The sequence below is a fragment of the Kitasatospora sp. NPDC092286 genome, from assembly GCF_044755565.1.
GTDB lineage: Bacteria > Actinomycetota > Actinomycetes > Streptomycetales > Streptomycetaceae > Kitasatospora.
In genome coordinates this window covers 101,022-115,917 of sequence record NZ_JBIVRD010000008.1, presented here as the reverse complement: position 1 = coordinate 115,917, position 14,896 = coordinate 101,022, and the positions used below count along the sequence as shown (strand labels likewise).

Here is a 14,896-nt window from a genome sequence, read left to right as displayed (position 1 = left end):
CGGGCTCCGGCCCGCGCCCCGGCGCTCACGCCCCGTCGAGGTGGGTGCGCTGGGCAGGGGTGAGGTCGAGGCCGGCGGCGTCGAGGGCCTCGTCGAGCTGGGCGAGGGTGGTGGCCCCGATGACGGGGAGAACAGGGATGTCACCACCGAGGAGCCAGGCCAGGACGACCTGGCCCGGGGTGGCGCCGGTGTCGGCGGCGACCTCACGCAGGGCGGCGAGCCGGGCCGCCGAGTCCGGGTGGTCGTACTGCGGGGGCAGCGGCCGGGCCGGGGCCGCGTAGGCGCCGTGCAGCAGCGGGCCGTAGGCGAGCAGGGTGAGGCCGGGCTCGGCGCGGACGTAGTCGAGCAGTTCGGGGGTGACGGGCTGCTGGACCCCGAAGTCCGCGCCCGGCCGCGGCCGCAGGTACGTGTGGCGCTGCTGGAGGCAGCTGTACCCGGCCAGGCCCCGGGTGCGGGCCAGCGCACGGGCCCGCTCCAGCCGCCAGGTCAGCTGGTTGCTGCTGCCCAGGACGTCGACCGTGCCCTCCCGGACCAGGGCCCCGAAGGCGTCGACCGTCTCCGCCAGCGGCGCCCGGCGATCGTCCAGGTGCCCGTACAGCAGGTCGATCCGCTCGGTGCCCAGCCGCTTCAGGCTGCCGTCGACGGCGGTACGGACCGCTGCCGCCGACAGCCCCTCCGCGTTGGCCGGCCACTCCCCCGGGCCGGCCGGGCGGGCGCCGACCTTGGTGGCCAGCACCACGGCGTCCCGGTTGCCGCGCGCCGCGAACCACCGGCCGAGCACCAGCTCGCTCTCGTCGCCGCAGGCGCCGTCGTGCCAGAAGCTGTAGTTGTCCGCCGTGTCGACGAAGGTGCCGCCCCGCTCGGTGAAACGGTCCAGCAGCGCGAAGGCGCGGGCCTCGTCGACCCGGGTGCCGAACGGCATCGCGCCCAGGCAGAGCACGCTGACCTCGGGCCCGGGGGTTCCGTCGGCGCGGCGTCCAAGAGTGCGGTGGCGCACGGTTTCCTCCGTGAAGAGCGGTGGGGTTCGTACCGGAAACCCTGGCAGCTGGAGCGCGGTCCAGGTCAACCGGCAACGGTGGCATGATCATTCGCATGAGTGCATCCGGCAGTGAGCTGTTGACGCCCGCGGAGGCGGTCGAGCGGTCCGGGTTCAGCCTGGACACCCTGCGGTACTACGAACGCATCGGCCTGCTGGGCAGTGTGCAGCGCGCCCGGACCGGTCATCGGCGGTTCAGCGAGCACGACCTCGCCTGGCTCGGCATGCTGCGCTGCCTGCGGGACACCGGGATGCCGATCGCCGGCATGCTGCGCTTCGCCGAACTGGCGCGCGGCGGCGACGGCACCGTGGCGCAGCGGCTCACCGTCCTGGAGGAGCACGACGCGCAGGTGGAGGAGCAACTCGCCCACCTGCGGCGGCAGCAGGAACACATCCGGGCGAAGATCGGCCACTACCGCGCCTTTCTCCACGCCGAGGGCGCCGGGGGCGCCGGGGGCGCCGGTCAGGACCGCTGAGCCGCCCGCCACAGCTCCTCGACGATGGCCGCCACCGGACCGGTGCGGGCCGAGCGGTGGCCGGTGCCGGCCCACAGGTGCATGGCGTCGGTGTCCGCCCGCGCCGTCGCCGCCGCGCGCAGCGGCTGGGTGAGGTGGTGCACCTCGGGGTAGGCGGGCGGGGCGTACGGCTCGTACCGCTCGATGAAGGCGTTGCGCAGGCCGCGGGCCGGGCGGCCGGTGAAGGCCCGGGTGACGACGGTGTCCGGGAGTTCGGCAAGGGCGGCCTTGTGCGCGGCCGAGGCGCCGGACTCGTCCGAGCGCAGCAGCGCCGTGCCCACCTGGACGGCCACCGCCCCGGCCCGCAGCGCGGCGGCGATGGCCGGACCGTCGGCGAGGCCGCCCGCCGCGATCAGCGGCAGCACCGTCACCGCCCGTACGGCGGTGAGGAGTTCGAGCAGCGGGACGACCCCCGGGCGGTCCGCCACCCGGTGGGTGGCGCGGTGTCCGCCCGCCTCCGGACCCTGCACGCAGAGCGCGTCCATCCCGGCCGCCTCCGCGTGCCGCGCCTCCTCGGGCGTGGTGACGGTGCCGATCTGGTACGCCCCGGCGGCCCGTAGCGCCCGCGCCTCCTCGGGCGAGGGCAGGCCGAAGGTGTACGAGACGACGGGGACGGGCCCGGCCAGCAGCGCGGTGATCTTGGCGTCCCAGTCGTCGCGGTCCGGTGCGATCGTCTCGGGGAGCCGGACGCCCCAGCGCTCGGCCTCCGGCAGCAGGTGCGCCCGGTACCCGGCGACGGCCGCCGGATCGCCGGGCGCGGCGGGGACGAAGAGGTTCACGCCGAACGGCAGGTCCGTCAACTCACGTGTCCGGTGGATCTGTTCGACCATCGCGGCGGCGCTGCGGTACCCGGCGGCGAGAAATCCCAGGGCGCCGGTCCCGTTCACGGCGGCCACCAGCTCCGGGGTGGAGGCGCCGCCGGCCATCGGCGCGGCGATGACGGGAACGGCGAGTTCGTCGAGACGGACGGCCATGAGGGGGTTCCTCCACTCCACACGTACACAAAGCGGTTCGAACCCGGCCCACCCTACGCCCGCCCGGCGGCGGCCGACCGCCGCCCGGCACCGGATCAGCCCCCGCGCCGGATCAGCCCCCGCCCGCGCGCCTCCCGCACCGCCGCCGTACGCGAGTCCACCCCCAACTTGGTGTAGATGTGCACCAGGTGCGACTTCACGGTGGCCTGGCTCAGGTGCAGCTGCCGGCTGATCTGCTGGTTGGTCAGCCCGTCGGCGACCAGCCCCAGCACCTCCGTCTCCCGTGCGCTCAGCGCCGCCGAGGGGGTCCGCATCCGCTCCAGCAGCCGGTCCGCCACCGTGGCCGCCAGCGCCGACCGGCCCTCCGCCGCCGCGCGCACGGCCCGGGCCAGCTCCTCCGGCGGCGCGTCCTTGAGCAGGTAGCCGGTGGCCCCGGCCTCCAGCGCGGGCAGGGTGTCCGCGTCGGTGTCGTAGGTGGTGACGATCAGCACCCGGGGCGCGCCCGGCCGGGCGGTGATGGCCGCGGTGGCCTGCGCGCCGTTCATCGTCGAGCCGGGGCCGAACTGCAGGTCCATCAGCACCACGTCGACCTCGGCCTCCGCCGCCAGTTCGACCGCCCGCTCGGCGGTGGCGGCCTCGGCCACGATGACGAAGTCCCGCTCGCTCTCCAGGACGGCGCGCAGCCCGGCCCGGACCACCGGGTGGTCGTCCGCGAGCAGCAGTCGGATCAGCTGGTCGGTCACAAACGCTCCTCGGTCACGGACGCTCCTCGACAGCGGCGACGGGCAGCAGCACGGCGAGCGCCGTCCCCTCCCCCGGCGCGGACTCCACCGCGAAGGTACCGCCCAGCGCCCGCGCCCTCGCCCGCATCGACGGCAGCCCGAACCCGCCGTCCCCCTCCCCCGCCGCCGCGCCGGAGGCGACCGCCGCCGGGTCGAACCCGGCCCCGTCGTCCAGCACGTCCAGCGCCACCTCGCCCTCCATGTAGCTCAGCGTCACCTCTGCGTGCGAGGCCCGCGCATGCCGGACGGTGTTTCCGAGCGCGGACTGCGCGATCCGCAGCAGCGCGACCTCCTGCGGCACCGGCAGCCGCACCGGATCGCCCGCGACATGCAGCCGGACGGGCAGACCGCTGTGCGCCGTCGTGGTGGCGCAGAGCCGTTCGAGGGCGAGGGGCAGGGAGCCGCCCTCCAGGTCGGGCGGGGTGAGCGCGCGGACGAAGCGGCGGGCCTCGGCGAGGCTGTCCTGGGCGGCCTGCCGGGCCTGCTCGACATGGCCGGCGGCGGCCTCGGTGCGCTCGGGCAGGGCCCGCTGGGCCGCGCGCAGCAGCAGCTGGATGCTGGAGAGGCTCTGGGCCAGGGTGTCGTGGATCTCCCGGGCGAGGCGCTCCCGCTCGGCCAGCACCCCGGCGGCGTGGTGGGCGGCGGCGAGGTCGGCGCGGGCCTCGGTCAGTTCGTCGATGAGCCGGCGCCGCTCCTCGCTCTCCCGGTAGAGCGCCTGGTAGCCGAAGACGGTGGCCACCGCGACGGCCCCGCCGAGGGCCGGTCCGATGGCCGCGGCCAGGCTGAGGATGTGCAGGTGCCAGGAGTACGCGGTGATCGCGGCCACCGCGGTGAGCCCGACGGCGACGAGCCCCGACCGGCGGCCGAGCAGGTGCAGCTCCAGGAAGTAGAGCGGGAAGGCCAGCCAGACCCCGTCCGGGGTGGCGATCAGCACCCCGACCCAGGTCACGCCGAGCAGTGCCAGCCAGAGCGCGGCGGCCCGCCGCGACCGGCGGACGGCGCCGACCAGCGGGCCGGCCGCGTAGACGGCGGCCATCGCGGTGGCGGCGGCGATGACGGCCGCCGGGTCGCCGCCCCGGCCGACCACGGCGCGGGCGACGGCGAGCGCGAGCAGGCCCGCCACCAGCAGGTGCAGGCAGACCTGGAGTACGCGGGCGACGGGGGTGGTGCGGAATCGTTCGGTCGCCATCCGTCCAGCCTAGGATCCGCACCCGTTCTCAGGCATCAATCAAAAGGTTGAACTCCGCTTCTCACCTTTGATGCCGGGGATCCAATCCCCCGGGCGATGCCCCTCCGGCCCCTCCTCCGCCACTGTGGTGAGCGTCGGGGAAGAGCCTCACGGAAGAAAGGGCCATTCGTGTTCGTCGCCTGGAGGGATCTGGGGTTCGCCAAGGGGCGGTTCGCCCTGATGGGGACCGTCATCGTGCTGATCACCGTACTGGTCGGCCTGTTGTCCGGTCTGACGGCCGGGCTGGGGCGGCAGAACATCTCCGCGATCACCGGCCTGCCCGCCGACCACCTGGTCTTCTCGAAGCCGGCCGACGGCCAGAAGCTCTCCTTCACCGACTCCCAGGTCACGCCCGAACAGTGGCAGGGCTGGGCCCGGACGCCCGGTGTCACCGCCGCGGAGCCGCTCGGCATCACCACCACCAAGGCGGCCGCCGACCGGCGCACCGCCGCGCTCTCCGCCTTCGGCGTCCCGGACGGCTCCGGGCTGGCCCCGCAGGGCGCGCTGATCGCACCTGGTCGCGCCGTCCTGTCCGAGGCCGCCGCCGAGGACCTGGGCGGCCTGCGGCCCGGCGCGAACTTCAGCCTGGCCGGCCACCCGCTCCAGGTCGCGGCGGTGACCGGCGAGGCCTCGTACAGCCACACCCCCGTCGTCTGGACCAGCCTCACCGACTGGCAGGCGTTCGCCCCGGGCGGCGCCGGGCACGCCACCGTGATCGCCCTGACCACCGCCACCGGTGCGGACCTCGCGACCGCCGACGGCCAGTACGGCACCGAGACCCGCGGCCGGGACGACGCGCTCGCCGCGATCGGCTCCTACACCTCGGAGAACGGCTCGCTGCAACTGATGCGCGGCTTCCTGTTCGCCATCTCGGCCCTGGTCATCGGCGCGTTCTTCACCGTCTGGACGATCCAGCGCAGCGGCGACATCGCGGTGCTGAAGGCGCTCGGCGCCTCCACCCGCTATCTGCTGAAGGACGCGCTCGGCCAGGCCGTCCTGCTGCTGGTGCTCGGCACGGCCGTCGGCACGGCGCTGGCGGCGGCCGTCGGCGCGCTGATCGGCTCGACCGTCCCGTTCGTCCTGGACGCGCCGACCGTCCTGTTCCCGGCCGCCGTGATGATCGCGCTCGGCGCGGTCGGCGCGGCCCTGTCCATCCGCCGGATCACCTCCGTCGACCCGCTGACCGCCCTGGGGAGCGCCCGATGAGCCTGCACCTCGACCACATCACCCTCACCTACCCGGACGGCGACGGCCGGCTCACCGCCCTGGACGAGGTCTCGCTCACCGTCCCGAAGGGCTCGATCACCGCGGTGGTCGGCCCGTCCGGCTCCGGCAAGTCCAGTCTGCTGGCCGTCGCCGCGACGCTGATCACCCCGGACTCCGGCCGGGTGGTGGTGGACGGCGTGGAGACCACCGGCCTGGGGCGGGCCGAACTCACCGCGCTGCGGCGGCACCGGATCGGCATCGTCTTCCAGCAGGCGAACCTGCTGCCCTCACTGACCGCCGCCGAACAGCTCCAGGTGATGGCCCACCTGGACGGCCGCTCCCCGCGCGCCGCTCTCCCCCGGGCCCTCGAACTCCTCGACGCCGTCGGCCTGCGCGCCCAGGCCGCCCGCCGCCCGAACCAGCTCTCCGGCGGTCAGCGCCAGCGCGTCAACATCGCCCGCGCCCTGATGAACGACCCCACCGTGCTGCTGATCGACGAGCCCACCAGCGCCCTGGACCACGAGCGCGGCGCCGCCGTCATCGACCTGGTCACCGAGCTCACCCACCGCCGGGCCACCGCCACCGTCCTGGTCACCCACGACCGCACCCACCTGACCGCCGTCGACCGGATCGCCGAGGTCCACGACGGCCGCCTCACGACTCCGGCGGTGGCGTGACTACTTCTTCACGGCGAGGACGTCGTCCACCGACAGCGTCACCGACGCCCCGATCGACTCCGGCAGCGTGAACGACTGCCGCCCCCTACCGCGCCCGCAGGCGCAGCGCCGGACGGTCCGCCTCGGTCTCCTCCTGGCCTGCGGCCCAGAGGGAGCGGACGTGGCCGAGGTGGCGGGCCATGCAGGCCTCGGCGGCGTCGGCGTCGGCGGAGATCATGAGGTCGAGGAGCTCCAGGTGCTCCTCGGCGGAGGAGACCAGCTCGCCGCGCTGGTCGAGGCGGTTGAGGCCGTAGAGGCGGGAACGCTTGCGCAGGTCGCCGACGACCTCGACCAGGCGGGCGTTGCCGGCCAGACCGAGCAGGTCGAGGTGGAACTGGCGGTCGGCCTCCAGGTAGCCGATCAGGTCGTGCTTGCGGGCGGCGGCGACGATCGCCTCGGCCTGCGGGCGGAGCCGCTCCAGCTGCTCGGGGGTGGCGGTGCGGGTGACCCGGCCGACGGTGGGGACCTCGATCAGGGCGCGGATCTCGGTGAAGTCGTCGAGGTCGCGCTCGGTGAGTTCGGTGACCCGGAAGCCCTTGTTGCGGACGGCCTCGACCAGGCCCTCGCGGGCGAGGTCGAGCATCGCCTCGCGGACGGGGGTGGCGGAGACGCCGAAGTCGGCGGCGAGGGCGGGCGCGGAGTAGACCACGCCGGGGCGGAGTTCACCGGAGATCAAGGCGGCCCGGAGGGCGTGGGCGACCTGATCGCGCAGCCGCTCCTGGACGGAGATCAGAGTGCGGGGTTTGAGGTCGGCCATGGTGTTCCTCCGGAGGTTGCAGAACACCAGTGTACAATGTCACGTTACGTTGAGTGTGCAACAGTCCGCGATTCGGGCGGCCCACCGGACGGCCCGGCACACCGGCCACCGACGCCATGGTGGCAGCGGCCGCCGCACGTGGCAACGGGCGAAACCGCACTCCCTGCCCCACCCCTCCCCGAACAGCCCCACCCCTCCCCGAACAGCCCGACCCGCTGCCCGGCATCCGCCGCCGGGCCGCTGGAACGCGGAAGCGGCCGGCACGGCAGGGGATCCCTCCCCACCACACCGGCCGCGGCCTCCGGCCGTCCCGTACAACACCGAACCACCACCCGGGGTAACGGGCCCGGGCGTCAGCCGGTGGCGGGGCCGCGCCTCACGCGCTCATCACAGCCCGATCCGGTGGACCGCCGCCGCGACGGCGAGGTCCTGCCAGGCCATGCCGACGCTCTTGAAGAAGCGCGGCCGGTCCGACGGCACCGGCACCTCGCCGCGCACCAGCTCGGCCAGGTTCCAGAGCGGTTCGTCGCCCGTGACACCCGCCATCAGCAGGTCGCCGGCCTCCCGCAGCGCGGCGGCCCGCGCCTCCACGTACAGCTCGGCGCGGCGGACCAGTACGCCGTCCACCTCCCGCGCCTGCGGCTCGTGCGAGCCGACCGCCGCCACGGCGGCGTGGTCGGGCACCAGCGCCCCGTCGAACAGCGGGGTACGGGCGGTGGTGCAGCAGACCACCAGGTCGGCCTGGGCCACCGCCTCGGGCGTCCCCACCGCGGCGTCCAGCCCGCGCGCCCGGGCGTACCGGGCCAGCGCCTCGGCGGGCGCCGCACTGCGGGCGACCACGGTGAGCCTGGTCAGCGACCGGATGCCGAGCAGCGCGTCCAGATGCCCGTACGCCTGCGGTCCGGCGCCGAACAGCACCAGGTGCGCGGCGTCCGGCGCGGCCAGCCGGCGCAGCGCGACGGCGGTGACGGCGGGCGTGCGCAGGGCGGTCAGGGCGGCGCCGTCCAGCAGGGCGACGGGCTGGAGGGTCGGCCCGTCCAGCAGCAGGTAGCTGCCGGTGATCCGGGGCAGCCCGATGCCGGGGTTGGCGGGCGCGACCCCGGCGATCTTCACCCCGGCGTACTCCGCCGAGGCCGCCGGCATCAGCAGCAGTTCCCCGGCGGGCACCGGCACCGCCGACCGGGCGGGCGCGGTCTCCGGGTCCAGCCCGTCGAGCAGCACCCGCTCGATCGCGTCGGCGGCCTGGGTGGGCGTCAGCCCGGCGGCGCCCGGCGCGGCGTACTGGAGCGGCTCAGCCGCCGCGCCGGACAGGGTGGGGGCCTCGCGGCGGTCGGCGGTCACAGCAGGAACCCCGTTCCCAGCGTGTCGTCCCCGTCGAGCAGGAAGCGGTGCTCGCCGGTGCGGTGGGCGGTGCCGGTGACCTCGGTGACGACGCCCCCGGCCCGCGGGTCGCCGCCGGGCAGGACCCGGCCGGTGAAGACGGTGCCGATGACCGACTCGTGCCACAGCTCCTCGCCGGGCGCGAGCCGCCCCTCGGCGGCGAGCACGGCGAGCCGCGCCGAGGTGCCGGAGCCGCACGGTGAGCGGTCGATCTGGCCGTCGGCGAAGACCGTGACGTTGCGCTGGCTCAACCGCTTGCCGACGTCCGGCAGTTCGTCGTACAGGATGACCCCGTAGACGCCGGACAGCCGTGGGTCCTCGGGGTGGGCGACGGCCTCCGAGCCGGCCAGCGCGGCCCTGATCTCCCGCCCCACGGCGGTGAGTTCGGGCAGCAGCCCGGGCTCGACCGACAGGCCGAACGCCGCCGCCGGCACCGAGGCGTAGCAGGCCCCGGCATGCGCGACCGCCACCTCCACGGTGCCGCGCGAGGTCTCCACCGGCAGCTTCAGCGCGCTCACCCGGGTCGGCACGTTGCGGAAGGTCACACCGGTGGTCCGGCCGCCCGCACGGTGCACCAGGGCGGTGACCCGCCCGGACGGGACGTCGATCCGCACCCGCGCCACGCCGTCCTCGGGCGCCGCGACGAGCCCGGAGTCCACCGCGAAGGCGCCGAGCGCGATGGTGCCGTGCCCGCAGGCCGTGGAGTAGCCGTCCTTGTGCCAGAACAGCACCCCGAGGTGCGCCTCGTCGTCGTCCGGCGGCACCAGGAACCCGCCGTACATGCCCGCGTGCCCGCGCGGCTCGCGGGTGAGCAGTTGCCGCACCTGGTCGAGCGCGCTCGGCCGGGGCGCGGTCGCCGTACCGCCCGCGCCGATCGCGACGGCCCGCCGCTCGGCGACGCCGTCGCCGGGGATCACCGGCGCCCCGCCCACCACGATCCGGAACGGCTCACCGGCCGTGTGGTAGTCGACCGTCTCCACCACGCCCTCCACCACGCCGGTCATCACGCACCCCCGGCCGGGAGCAGGGTGACGGTCCGGCTCGCGGTGTAGAAGTCCAGTGCGGCCCGGCCCTGTTCGCGGTCGCCGTGGCTCGCGCCCTTGGCGCCGCCGAACGGCAGGTGGAAGTCGACGCCGCTGGACGGCGCGTTGACCCGGATCATGCCCGCGTCCAGCCGGTCGGCGGCGGCGAGCGCGGTGTCCAGGCTGCGGCTGTGCACCGAGGTGGCCAGGCTGTGCGGGGTGTCGTTGGCCAGCGCGATCGCCTCGTCCAGGTCCGCGGCGGGCAGCAGGACGGCGATCGGGCCGAAGAACTCCTCGCGCCGCAGCGGGTGTTCGGCGGGCACGTCGGCGAGCAGGGTCGGCTCGACGTACCAGCCGGCCCGCTCGGGCACCGCCCCGCCGGTGAGCACGGTGGCCCCCTCGGCGCGCGCCGAGGCGACGGCTCCGGTGAGCCGGTCGCGGGCGGCGGCGGAGATGACGGGCCCGCAGGCCGTGTCGTCGACCAGGCCGAGCGCCTTCACCAGCGCGGCGCGCAGCGGCTCGTACGCCTCGCCGACGGCGATCACCCGGCTGGTGGCGGTGCACTTCTGCCCGGCGTACCCGGCGATGGCGGCCGCCAGATTGGCCGCGGCCTGCTCGATGTCGGCGTCCGGCAGGACCAGCGCGGCGTTCAGGCCGCCCAGTTCGGCCTGGACCGGCACCCCGCGCCCGGTGGCGGCGTGGACGACGGCCCGGCCGACCCCGGTCGAACCGGTGAACGACACCACGTCCGCCGCGTCGACCAGCGCCTCGCCCTCCTCCGCGCCGCCCGGCAGCACCGTCAGCACGCCCTCGGGCAGGCCCGCCGCCGCGGCCAGCTCGGCCAGCCGCAGCGCGCACGCGGTCGCCTCCGGCGCCGGCTTGAGCACGGCGGTGTTGCCGACGGCCAGCGCCGGCGCGGCCTTCCAGGTCGGGATCGCCAGCGGGAAGTTCCACGGCGTGATCAGCCCGGCGACACCGTACGGGCGGCGCCGGGTGAGCAGCAGGCCCGGTCCGGCGGCGGGCTCGTGGACGGCGCCGGACGGCTCGAAGGGCGCCTGCGCGTAGTAGCGCCAGATCGCGGCGGTCCTGGCGACCTCGCCGCGCGCCTCGGCGAGCGGCTTGCCGACCTCGCGGACGATCAGCGCGGTCAGCTCGTCGGCGTGCGCCTCGACGGCCTCGGCGATCCGGGTGAGCGCGGCCGAGCGGGCCGCGGCGCCGGCCGCGTGCCAGCCGGCCTGCGCGGTCCTGGCCCGTCCGACGGCGGCCCGGACGGCCTGCGCGCCGGGCGCCTCGACCGCGAGGACGAGGTCCGCGGGGTCGGCGGGGTTGAGGGAAGTGATGGTCACAGCGGGAACCCTTCGGTGGTTCAGAGCAGGAACCCGGCCGGGAACGGGTCGCTCGGGTCGAGGAAGTACTGGGCGGTGCCGGTGATCCAGGCCCGCCCGGTGACGGTGGGCACCACGGCGGGCCGCCCGGCCACCTCGGTCTCCTCGACCAGGCGGCCGGTGAAGGTCGTCCCGATGAAGGAGTCGTTGCGGAAGTCCTGGCCGAGCGGCAGCTCGCCGCGCGCGTGCAGCTGCGCCATCCGGGCGGAGGTGCCGGTGCCGCAGGGCGAGCGGTCGAACCAGCCGGGGTGGATGGCCATCGCGTGCCGGGAGTGCCCGGCGGTGGAGCCGGGGGCGAGCAACTGGACGTGGTGGCAGCTGTGGATGGACGGGTTCTCCGGGTGCACCGGCCGGTCGGGACCGGCGTTGACGGCGTCCATCAGGGCCAGGCCGGCGTCCAGGATCTCCTGCTTGCGCTCGCGCTCGAACGGCAGCCCGAACTCGGCGAGCGGCAGGATCGCGTAGAAGTTGCCGCCGTAGGCGAGGTCGTAGCCGACCGTGCCGTAGCCGGGCACCTCGATCTTGCGGTCCAGGGCGACGGAGTAGGAGGGCACGTTGCGGATGGTCACCGCCTTGGCGGCGCCGTCCTCGACCAGCACCTCGGCGATCACCAGCCCGGCGGGCGTGTCCAGCCGGACGGTGGTGACCGGCTCCACCACCGGCACCATGCCGGTCTCGACCAGCACCGTGGCGACGCCGATGGTCCCGTGGCCGCACATCGGCAGCAGGCCGGAGACCTCGATGTAGAGCACGCCGTAGTCGGCGTCCGGGCGGGTCGGCGGCTGCAGGATGGCGCCGCTCATCGCGGCGTGGCCGCGCGGCTCGTACATCAGCAGGGTGCGGAAGTGGTCCAGGTGCTGCTGGAAGTGCACACGCCGCTCGGCCATGGTGGCGCCGGGGATGATGCCGAAGCCGCCGATGATGACCCGGGTCGGCATGCCCTCGGTGTGCGAGTCGACGGCGTGGAACACGTGGCGGCTGCGCATGGGTGGCGACTCCCGTCGGGGTGGGGTGGGTGGGCCGGGGGCCGGCTGCCCCCGCAGCCGGCCGGTCCTTGGGGTGTTCGTGCTACGCGAGGCCCTCGGCCAGCGCCTTCTCGGTGGCCGCGCGGACGGCCGCCTCGATCTCCGGGGTGAGCGGCAGGCGCGGCGCGCGGGTCGGGCCGCCGGGGCGCCCGGCGATGTCCATCGAGAGCTTGATCGCCTGGACGAACTCGGTCTTGGAGTCCCAGCGCAGCAGCGAGTGCAGCGCCTTGTAGAGCGGCAGCGCGGTGTCCAGGTCGTGCTCGACGGCGGCCCGGTAGAGCGCCACACTGGCCTCCGGCAGGGCGTTCGGGTAGCCGGCGATCCAGCCGACGGCGCCGGCCAGGGCCAGCTCCAGCAGCACGTCGTCGGCGCCGATCAGCAGGTCCAGGCCGGGGGCCAGCTCGGCGATCTCGTACGCCCGCCGGACGTCGCCGCTGAACTCCTTGACCGCCACGATCGAGCCCTCGGCGTGCAGCTGCGCCAGCAGCGCGGGCACCAGGTCGACCTTGGTGTCGATGGGGTTGTTGTACGCGACGATCGGGATGCCCGCCCTGGCCACCTCGGCGTAGTGCCCGCGGACGGCGGTGTGGTCCGCGCGGTAGGCGTTCGGCGGCAGCAGCAGGACGGAGCCGGCGCCGGCCTCGGCGGCCTGCTCGGCCCAGCGGCGGGACTCGGCGCTGCCGTACGCGGCCACACCCGGCATCACGCGGGCGCCGTCGCCGGCGGCCTCGACCGCGACCTCGACGATCCGGACGCGCTCCTCGTCGGTGAGGGTCTGGTACTCGCCCAGAGATCCGTTGGGGACGACGCCGTCGCAGCCGGACTCGATCAGCCAGCGGACGTGGTCGGCGTAGGCGTCGTAGTCGACGGAGAGGTCCGGGCGCAGCGGGATCGTGGTGGCGACCATGACGCCGCGCCAGGGACGGGTGGCGTCGTACGCGGTGTTGGACACAGATGACTCCTTGGTGAGGTGTGACATTTTATTAGAGGGCGACGCCGGAGGCAAGAGCCCCCGGCGGCGAGTTCGTCGGTCCGCCGGCGCTCAGCCGTCTTCGGGCCCCGGCCCGGCGGCGAGCTGCGAGAGCGGCACCGGGCAGGCCAGCGGTCGCCGGTCGGCCGGCACCTCGCCGCCGCCCGAACCGCCGCCCGAACCGCCGTCCGGACCGCCGCCGGCCAGGCAGGCCACCGCCGGACCGCACATCCGGCCCTGACACCAGCCCATCCCGGCCCGGGTGAGCAGCTTGACGGTCCGCGCGTCCCCCGCGCCCAGCTCGTCCACCGCCTCGCGGATCGCGGCGACGGGGACCTCCTCGCAGCGGCAGACGTCGGTGTCCGGGCGCAGCCACTCCGTCCAGCCCGGGCCGGGGCGGTGCGCGGCGGCCATCAGCCCGGCGAAGGCCCGCAGCCGGGCGCGGCGGCGCAGCAGCGCGGCGCGCACCGGGCGGTCGGCCACCGCGTGCGCGGCCAGCTCGCCCTCGGCGATCGCCAGGTCGGCGCCGCCGACGCCGCAGGTCTCGCCGGCCGCCCAGAGACCGGGGACGGTGGTGCGCAGCCGGGCGTCGACCTTGAGCGCGGCCGTACCGTCCGGGGTGGTCCTGGTCTCGGCGCCCAGCTCGGTGGCCAGTTCGATCTGCGGCAGCAGGCCGTGGCCGACGGCGAGGGCGTCGCAGGCGATCCGCTGTTCGGTGCCGGGCACCGGCCGCCAGTCGGCGTCCAGCCGGGCGACCGTGACGGCGGTGACCCGGTCGGTCCCGTGCGCCTCGACCACGGCACTGCGCCGGCGCAGCCGGACGCCGTGGCGCAGCAGCGCGGCGCCGTGGCCGGCCCCCTCGACGAGCTTGGCCGGGACGGCGGCCAGCACGCCGGGGCGCCGGGCGTAGCCGAGGTAGTCGGTGGCCTCGACCACCGCGGGCACCTCGGCCCCTGCGGTGACCAGCGAGGAGGCGGCCGCGAGCAGCAACGGTCCACTGCCGGCCACCACGATCCGCCGGCCGGGCAGGACCAGGCCGGCCTTGAGCATGGCCTGCGCCCCGCCCGCGGTGACCACCCCGGGCAGCGTCCAGCCGGGGAACGGCAGCTGTCGCTCGTACGCGCCGGTGGCGAGCAGCAGGGCGGCGGCGCGGACGGTCGCCCGGTCGCCGGCCCCGGGCCCGAGGGTGGCGTGCAGCACCCACGCCGCGTCGCCGGCCCGCTCGGCCGCCCACACCTGGTGGCCGCCGAGGAAGTCGACCCGGCCGGCGGTCTCGTGGGCGGCGAGCCGGTCCGCCAGGCCGGTGTAGACCGACCAGCCGTGGTGCAGCCGGTCGGGCCGGGCGGCGCCGAGGCCGGGCGCGGGGTGGCGGTAGTACTGGCCGCCGGTGCGCGGGCCCGCGTCCAGCAGGGCGCAGCGCAGACCGAGGTCGGCGGCGGTCACGGCGGCGGCGAGCCCGGCCGGGCCGGCCCCGATCACGGCGAGGTCGTAGGACCGCTCCTGGCGGTCAGACGGCGAGGTCGGCACGGCCGTTGCCCTCCTGGGTGGTGACGGTGGTGCCGGGCTCGGCGGGGAGCAGGCAGGTGCGCTGGTTGGGGCGGCCGTCCACGGTGGCCAGACAGTCGAAGCAGGCGCCGATCCCGCAGAACGCCCCGCGCGGCCGGCCGCCCACCCGGGTGGTGCGCCAGGCGAGCACGCCGTCGGCCCAGAGCGCGGCGGCGATCGACTGTCCCGGCAGTGCGGGGACGGGCCGGCCGTCGAACTCGATGGTGTGGGCGGGGCCGGGTTCCGCCCCGACCAGGGCGGCGGGGGTACGGCGCATCAGCGGGTTCTCCGTTCCAGGTTCTCGGTCTCGGCTCAGCGGCTCAGCGGCTCGGCTGTTCGGCGGGTTCGCGGTGGT

Annotated in this window: 15 protein-coding genes; 3 read left to right on the top strand and 12 right to left on the bottom strand. The window is 75.7% G+C overall.

The features are described from left to right. Positions 1–25 precede the first annotated feature (25 nt). A complete protein-coding gene (locus ACIQIB_RS10370) occupies positions 26–997 on the bottom strand; it encodes an aldo/keto reductase (protein ID WP_400757522.1) in 972 nt (323 codons plus the stop codon). A 95-nt stretch (positions 998–1,092) separates the two neighbouring features. Here ACIQIB_RS10370 and ACIQIB_RS10365 point away from each other — a divergent pair, with 95 nt between their 5' ends. Then, positions 1,093–1,512: a MerR family transcriptional regulator gene (locus ACIQIB_RS10365; RefSeq protein WP_400757520.1), complete on the top strand. Its 420-nt coding sequence runs from the start codon at positions 1,093–1,095 to the stop codon at positions 1,510–1,512. Here the strand turns inward: ACIQIB_RS10365 and ACIQIB_RS10360 are convergent. From ACIQIB_RS10360 to ACIQIB_RS10350, 3 genes are all read right to left on the bottom strand, one after another. Beyond that, the gene (locus ACIQIB_RS10360) at positions 1,500–2,525 is read right to left on the bottom strand and encodes a nitronate monooxygenase (RefSeq protein WP_400757519.1); all 1,026 of its coding nucleotides are present in this window, start codon (positions 2,523–2,525) and stop codon (positions 1,500–1,502) included. The genes ACIQIB_RS10365 and ACIQIB_RS10360 overlap by 13 nt on opposite strands. Before the next feature lie 95 nt (positions 2,526–2,620). Beyond that, on the bottom strand, positions 2,621–3,268 hold the full coding sequence (locus ACIQIB_RS10355) for a response regulator (RefSeq protein WP_400653604.1): 648 nt from the start codon (positions 3,266–3,268) through the stop codon (positions 2,621–2,623). A 13-nt stretch (positions 3,269–3,281) separates the two neighbouring features. Beyond that, positions 3,282–4,496 carry a sensor histidine kinase gene (locus ACIQIB_RS10350; protein WP_363608727.1) on the bottom strand — a complete coding sequence of 405 codons (1,215 nt, stop codon included), beginning with the start codon at positions 4,494–4,496 and terminating at the stop codon, positions 3,282–3,284. Between the two features lie 168 nt (positions 4,497–4,664). Here ACIQIB_RS10350 and ACIQIB_RS10345 point away from each other — a divergent pair, with 168 nt between their 5' ends. Further along, positions 4,665–5,741: an ABC transporter permease gene (locus ACIQIB_RS10345; protein ID WP_400757517.1), complete on the top strand. Its 1,077-nt coding sequence runs from the start codon at positions 4,665–4,667 to the stop codon at positions 5,739–5,741. Continuing rightward, entirely contained in the window at positions 5,738–6,418 is a 681-nt protein-coding gene (locus ACIQIB_RS10340) for an ABC transporter ATP-binding protein (protein ID WP_363608731.1), read from the top strand. Before ACIQIB_RS10345 ends, ACIQIB_RS10340 begins: the two co-directional genes overlap by 4 nt. Before the next feature lie 85 nt (positions 6,419–6,503). Here the strand turns inward: ACIQIB_RS10340 and ACIQIB_RS10335 are convergent, their stop codons facing one another. The 8 genes from ACIQIB_RS10335 to ACIQIB_RS10300 all read right to left on the bottom strand — a co-directional run bounded on the left by ACIQIB_RS10335 (position 6,504) and on the right by ACIQIB_RS10300 (position 14,818). Continuing rightward, a complete protein-coding gene (locus tag ACIQIB_RS10335) occupies positions 6,504–7,214 on the bottom strand; it encodes a GntR family transcriptional regulator (RefSeq protein WP_400653607.1) in 711 nt (236 codons plus the stop codon). A 387-nt stretch (positions 7,215–7,601) separates the two neighbouring features. Beyond that, positions 7,602–8,555, bottom strand: coding sequence for an ornithine cyclodeaminase family protein (locus ACIQIB_RS10330; protein ID WP_363608735.1), 954 nt, complete (start codon positions 8,553–8,555; stop codon positions 7,602–7,604). Then, a complete protein-coding gene (locus tag ACIQIB_RS10325; RefSeq protein WP_363608737.1) occupies positions 8,552–9,598 on the bottom strand; it encodes a proline racemase family protein in 1,047 nt (348 codons plus the stop codon). Before ACIQIB_RS10325 ends, ACIQIB_RS10330 begins: the two co-directional genes overlap by 4 nt. Beyond that, positions 9,598–10,962: an aldehyde dehydrogenase family protein gene (locus tag ACIQIB_RS10320; protein WP_400757515.1), complete on the bottom strand. Its 1,365-nt coding sequence runs from the start codon at positions 10,960–10,962 to the stop codon at positions 9,598–9,600. The genes ACIQIB_RS10325 and ACIQIB_RS10320 overlap by 1 nt, the downstream gene beginning before the upstream one ends. A 20-nt stretch (positions 10,963–10,982) precedes the next feature. Next, positions 10,983–11,987 carry a proline racemase family protein gene (locus tag ACIQIB_RS10315; RefSeq protein WP_400757514.1) on the bottom strand — a complete coding sequence of 335 codons (1,005 nt, stop codon included), beginning with the start codon at positions 11,985–11,987 and terminating at the stop codon, positions 10,983–10,985. A gap of 82 nt (positions 11,988–12,069) precedes the next feature. Continuing rightward, on the bottom strand, positions 12,070–12,933 hold the full coding sequence (locus tag ACIQIB_RS10310) for a dihydrodipicolinate synthase family protein (protein ID WP_400653662.1): 864 nt from the start codon (positions 12,931–12,933) through the stop codon (positions 12,070–12,072). Between the two features lie 135 nt (positions 12,934–13,068). Next, positions 13,069–14,523, bottom strand: a complete 1,455-nt coding sequence (locus ACIQIB_RS10305) for an NAD(P)/FAD-dependent oxidoreductase (RefSeq protein WP_400757512.1) — start codon at positions 14,521–14,523, stop codon at positions 13,069–13,071. Beyond that, positions 14,504–14,818: a (2Fe-2S)-binding protein gene (locus tag ACIQIB_RS10300; RefSeq protein ID WP_400653610.1), complete on the bottom strand. Its 315-nt coding sequence runs from the start codon at positions 14,816–14,818 to the stop codon at positions 14,504–14,506. The genes ACIQIB_RS10305 and ACIQIB_RS10300 overlap by 20 nt, the downstream gene beginning before the upstream one ends. Between the last annotated feature and the right edge of the window lie 78 nt (positions 14,819–14,896).

What these genes read in the sequence shown, in the direction of transcription:
- ACIQIB_RS10365 (WP_400757520.1), top strand. Translation starts at nt 1,093, where the DNA reads ATGAGTGCATCCGGCAGTGAGCTGTTGACGCCCGCGGAGGCGGTCGAG.
- ACIQIB_RS10360 (WP_400757519.1), bottom strand. Translation starts at nt 2,525, where the DNA reads ATGGCCGTCCGTCTCGACGAACTCGCCGTTCCCGTCATCGCCGCGCCG.
- ACIQIB_RS10350 (WP_363608727.1), bottom strand. Translation starts at nt 4,496, where the DNA reads ATGGCGACCGAACGATTCCGCACCACCCCCGTCGCCCGCGTACTCCAG.
- ACIQIB_RS10340 (WP_363608731.1), top strand. Translation starts at nt 5,738, where the DNA reads ATGAGCCTGCACCTCGACCACATCACCCTCACCTACCCGGACGGCGAC.
- ACIQIB_RS10335 (WP_400653607.1), bottom strand. Translation starts at nt 7,214, where the DNA reads ATGGCCGACCTCAAACCCCGCACTCTGATCTCCGTCCAGGAGCGGCTG.
- ACIQIB_RS10325 (WP_363608737.1), bottom strand. Translation starts at nt 9,598, where the DNA reads ATGACCGGCGTGGTGGAGGGCGTGGTGGAGACGGTCGACTACCACACG.
- ACIQIB_RS10315 (WP_400757514.1), bottom strand. Translation starts at nt 11,987, where the DNA reads ATGCGCAGCCGCCACGTGTTCCACGCCGTCGACTCGCACACCGAGGGC.
- ACIQIB_RS10310 (WP_400653662.1), bottom strand. Translation starts at nt 12,933, where the DNA reads ATGGTCGCCACCACGATCCCGCTGCGCCCGGACCTCTCCGTCGACTAC.
- ACIQIB_RS10300 (WP_400653610.1), bottom strand. Translation starts at nt 14,818, where the DNA reads ATGCGCCGTACCCCCGCCGCCCTGGTCGGGGCGGAACCCGGCCCCGCC.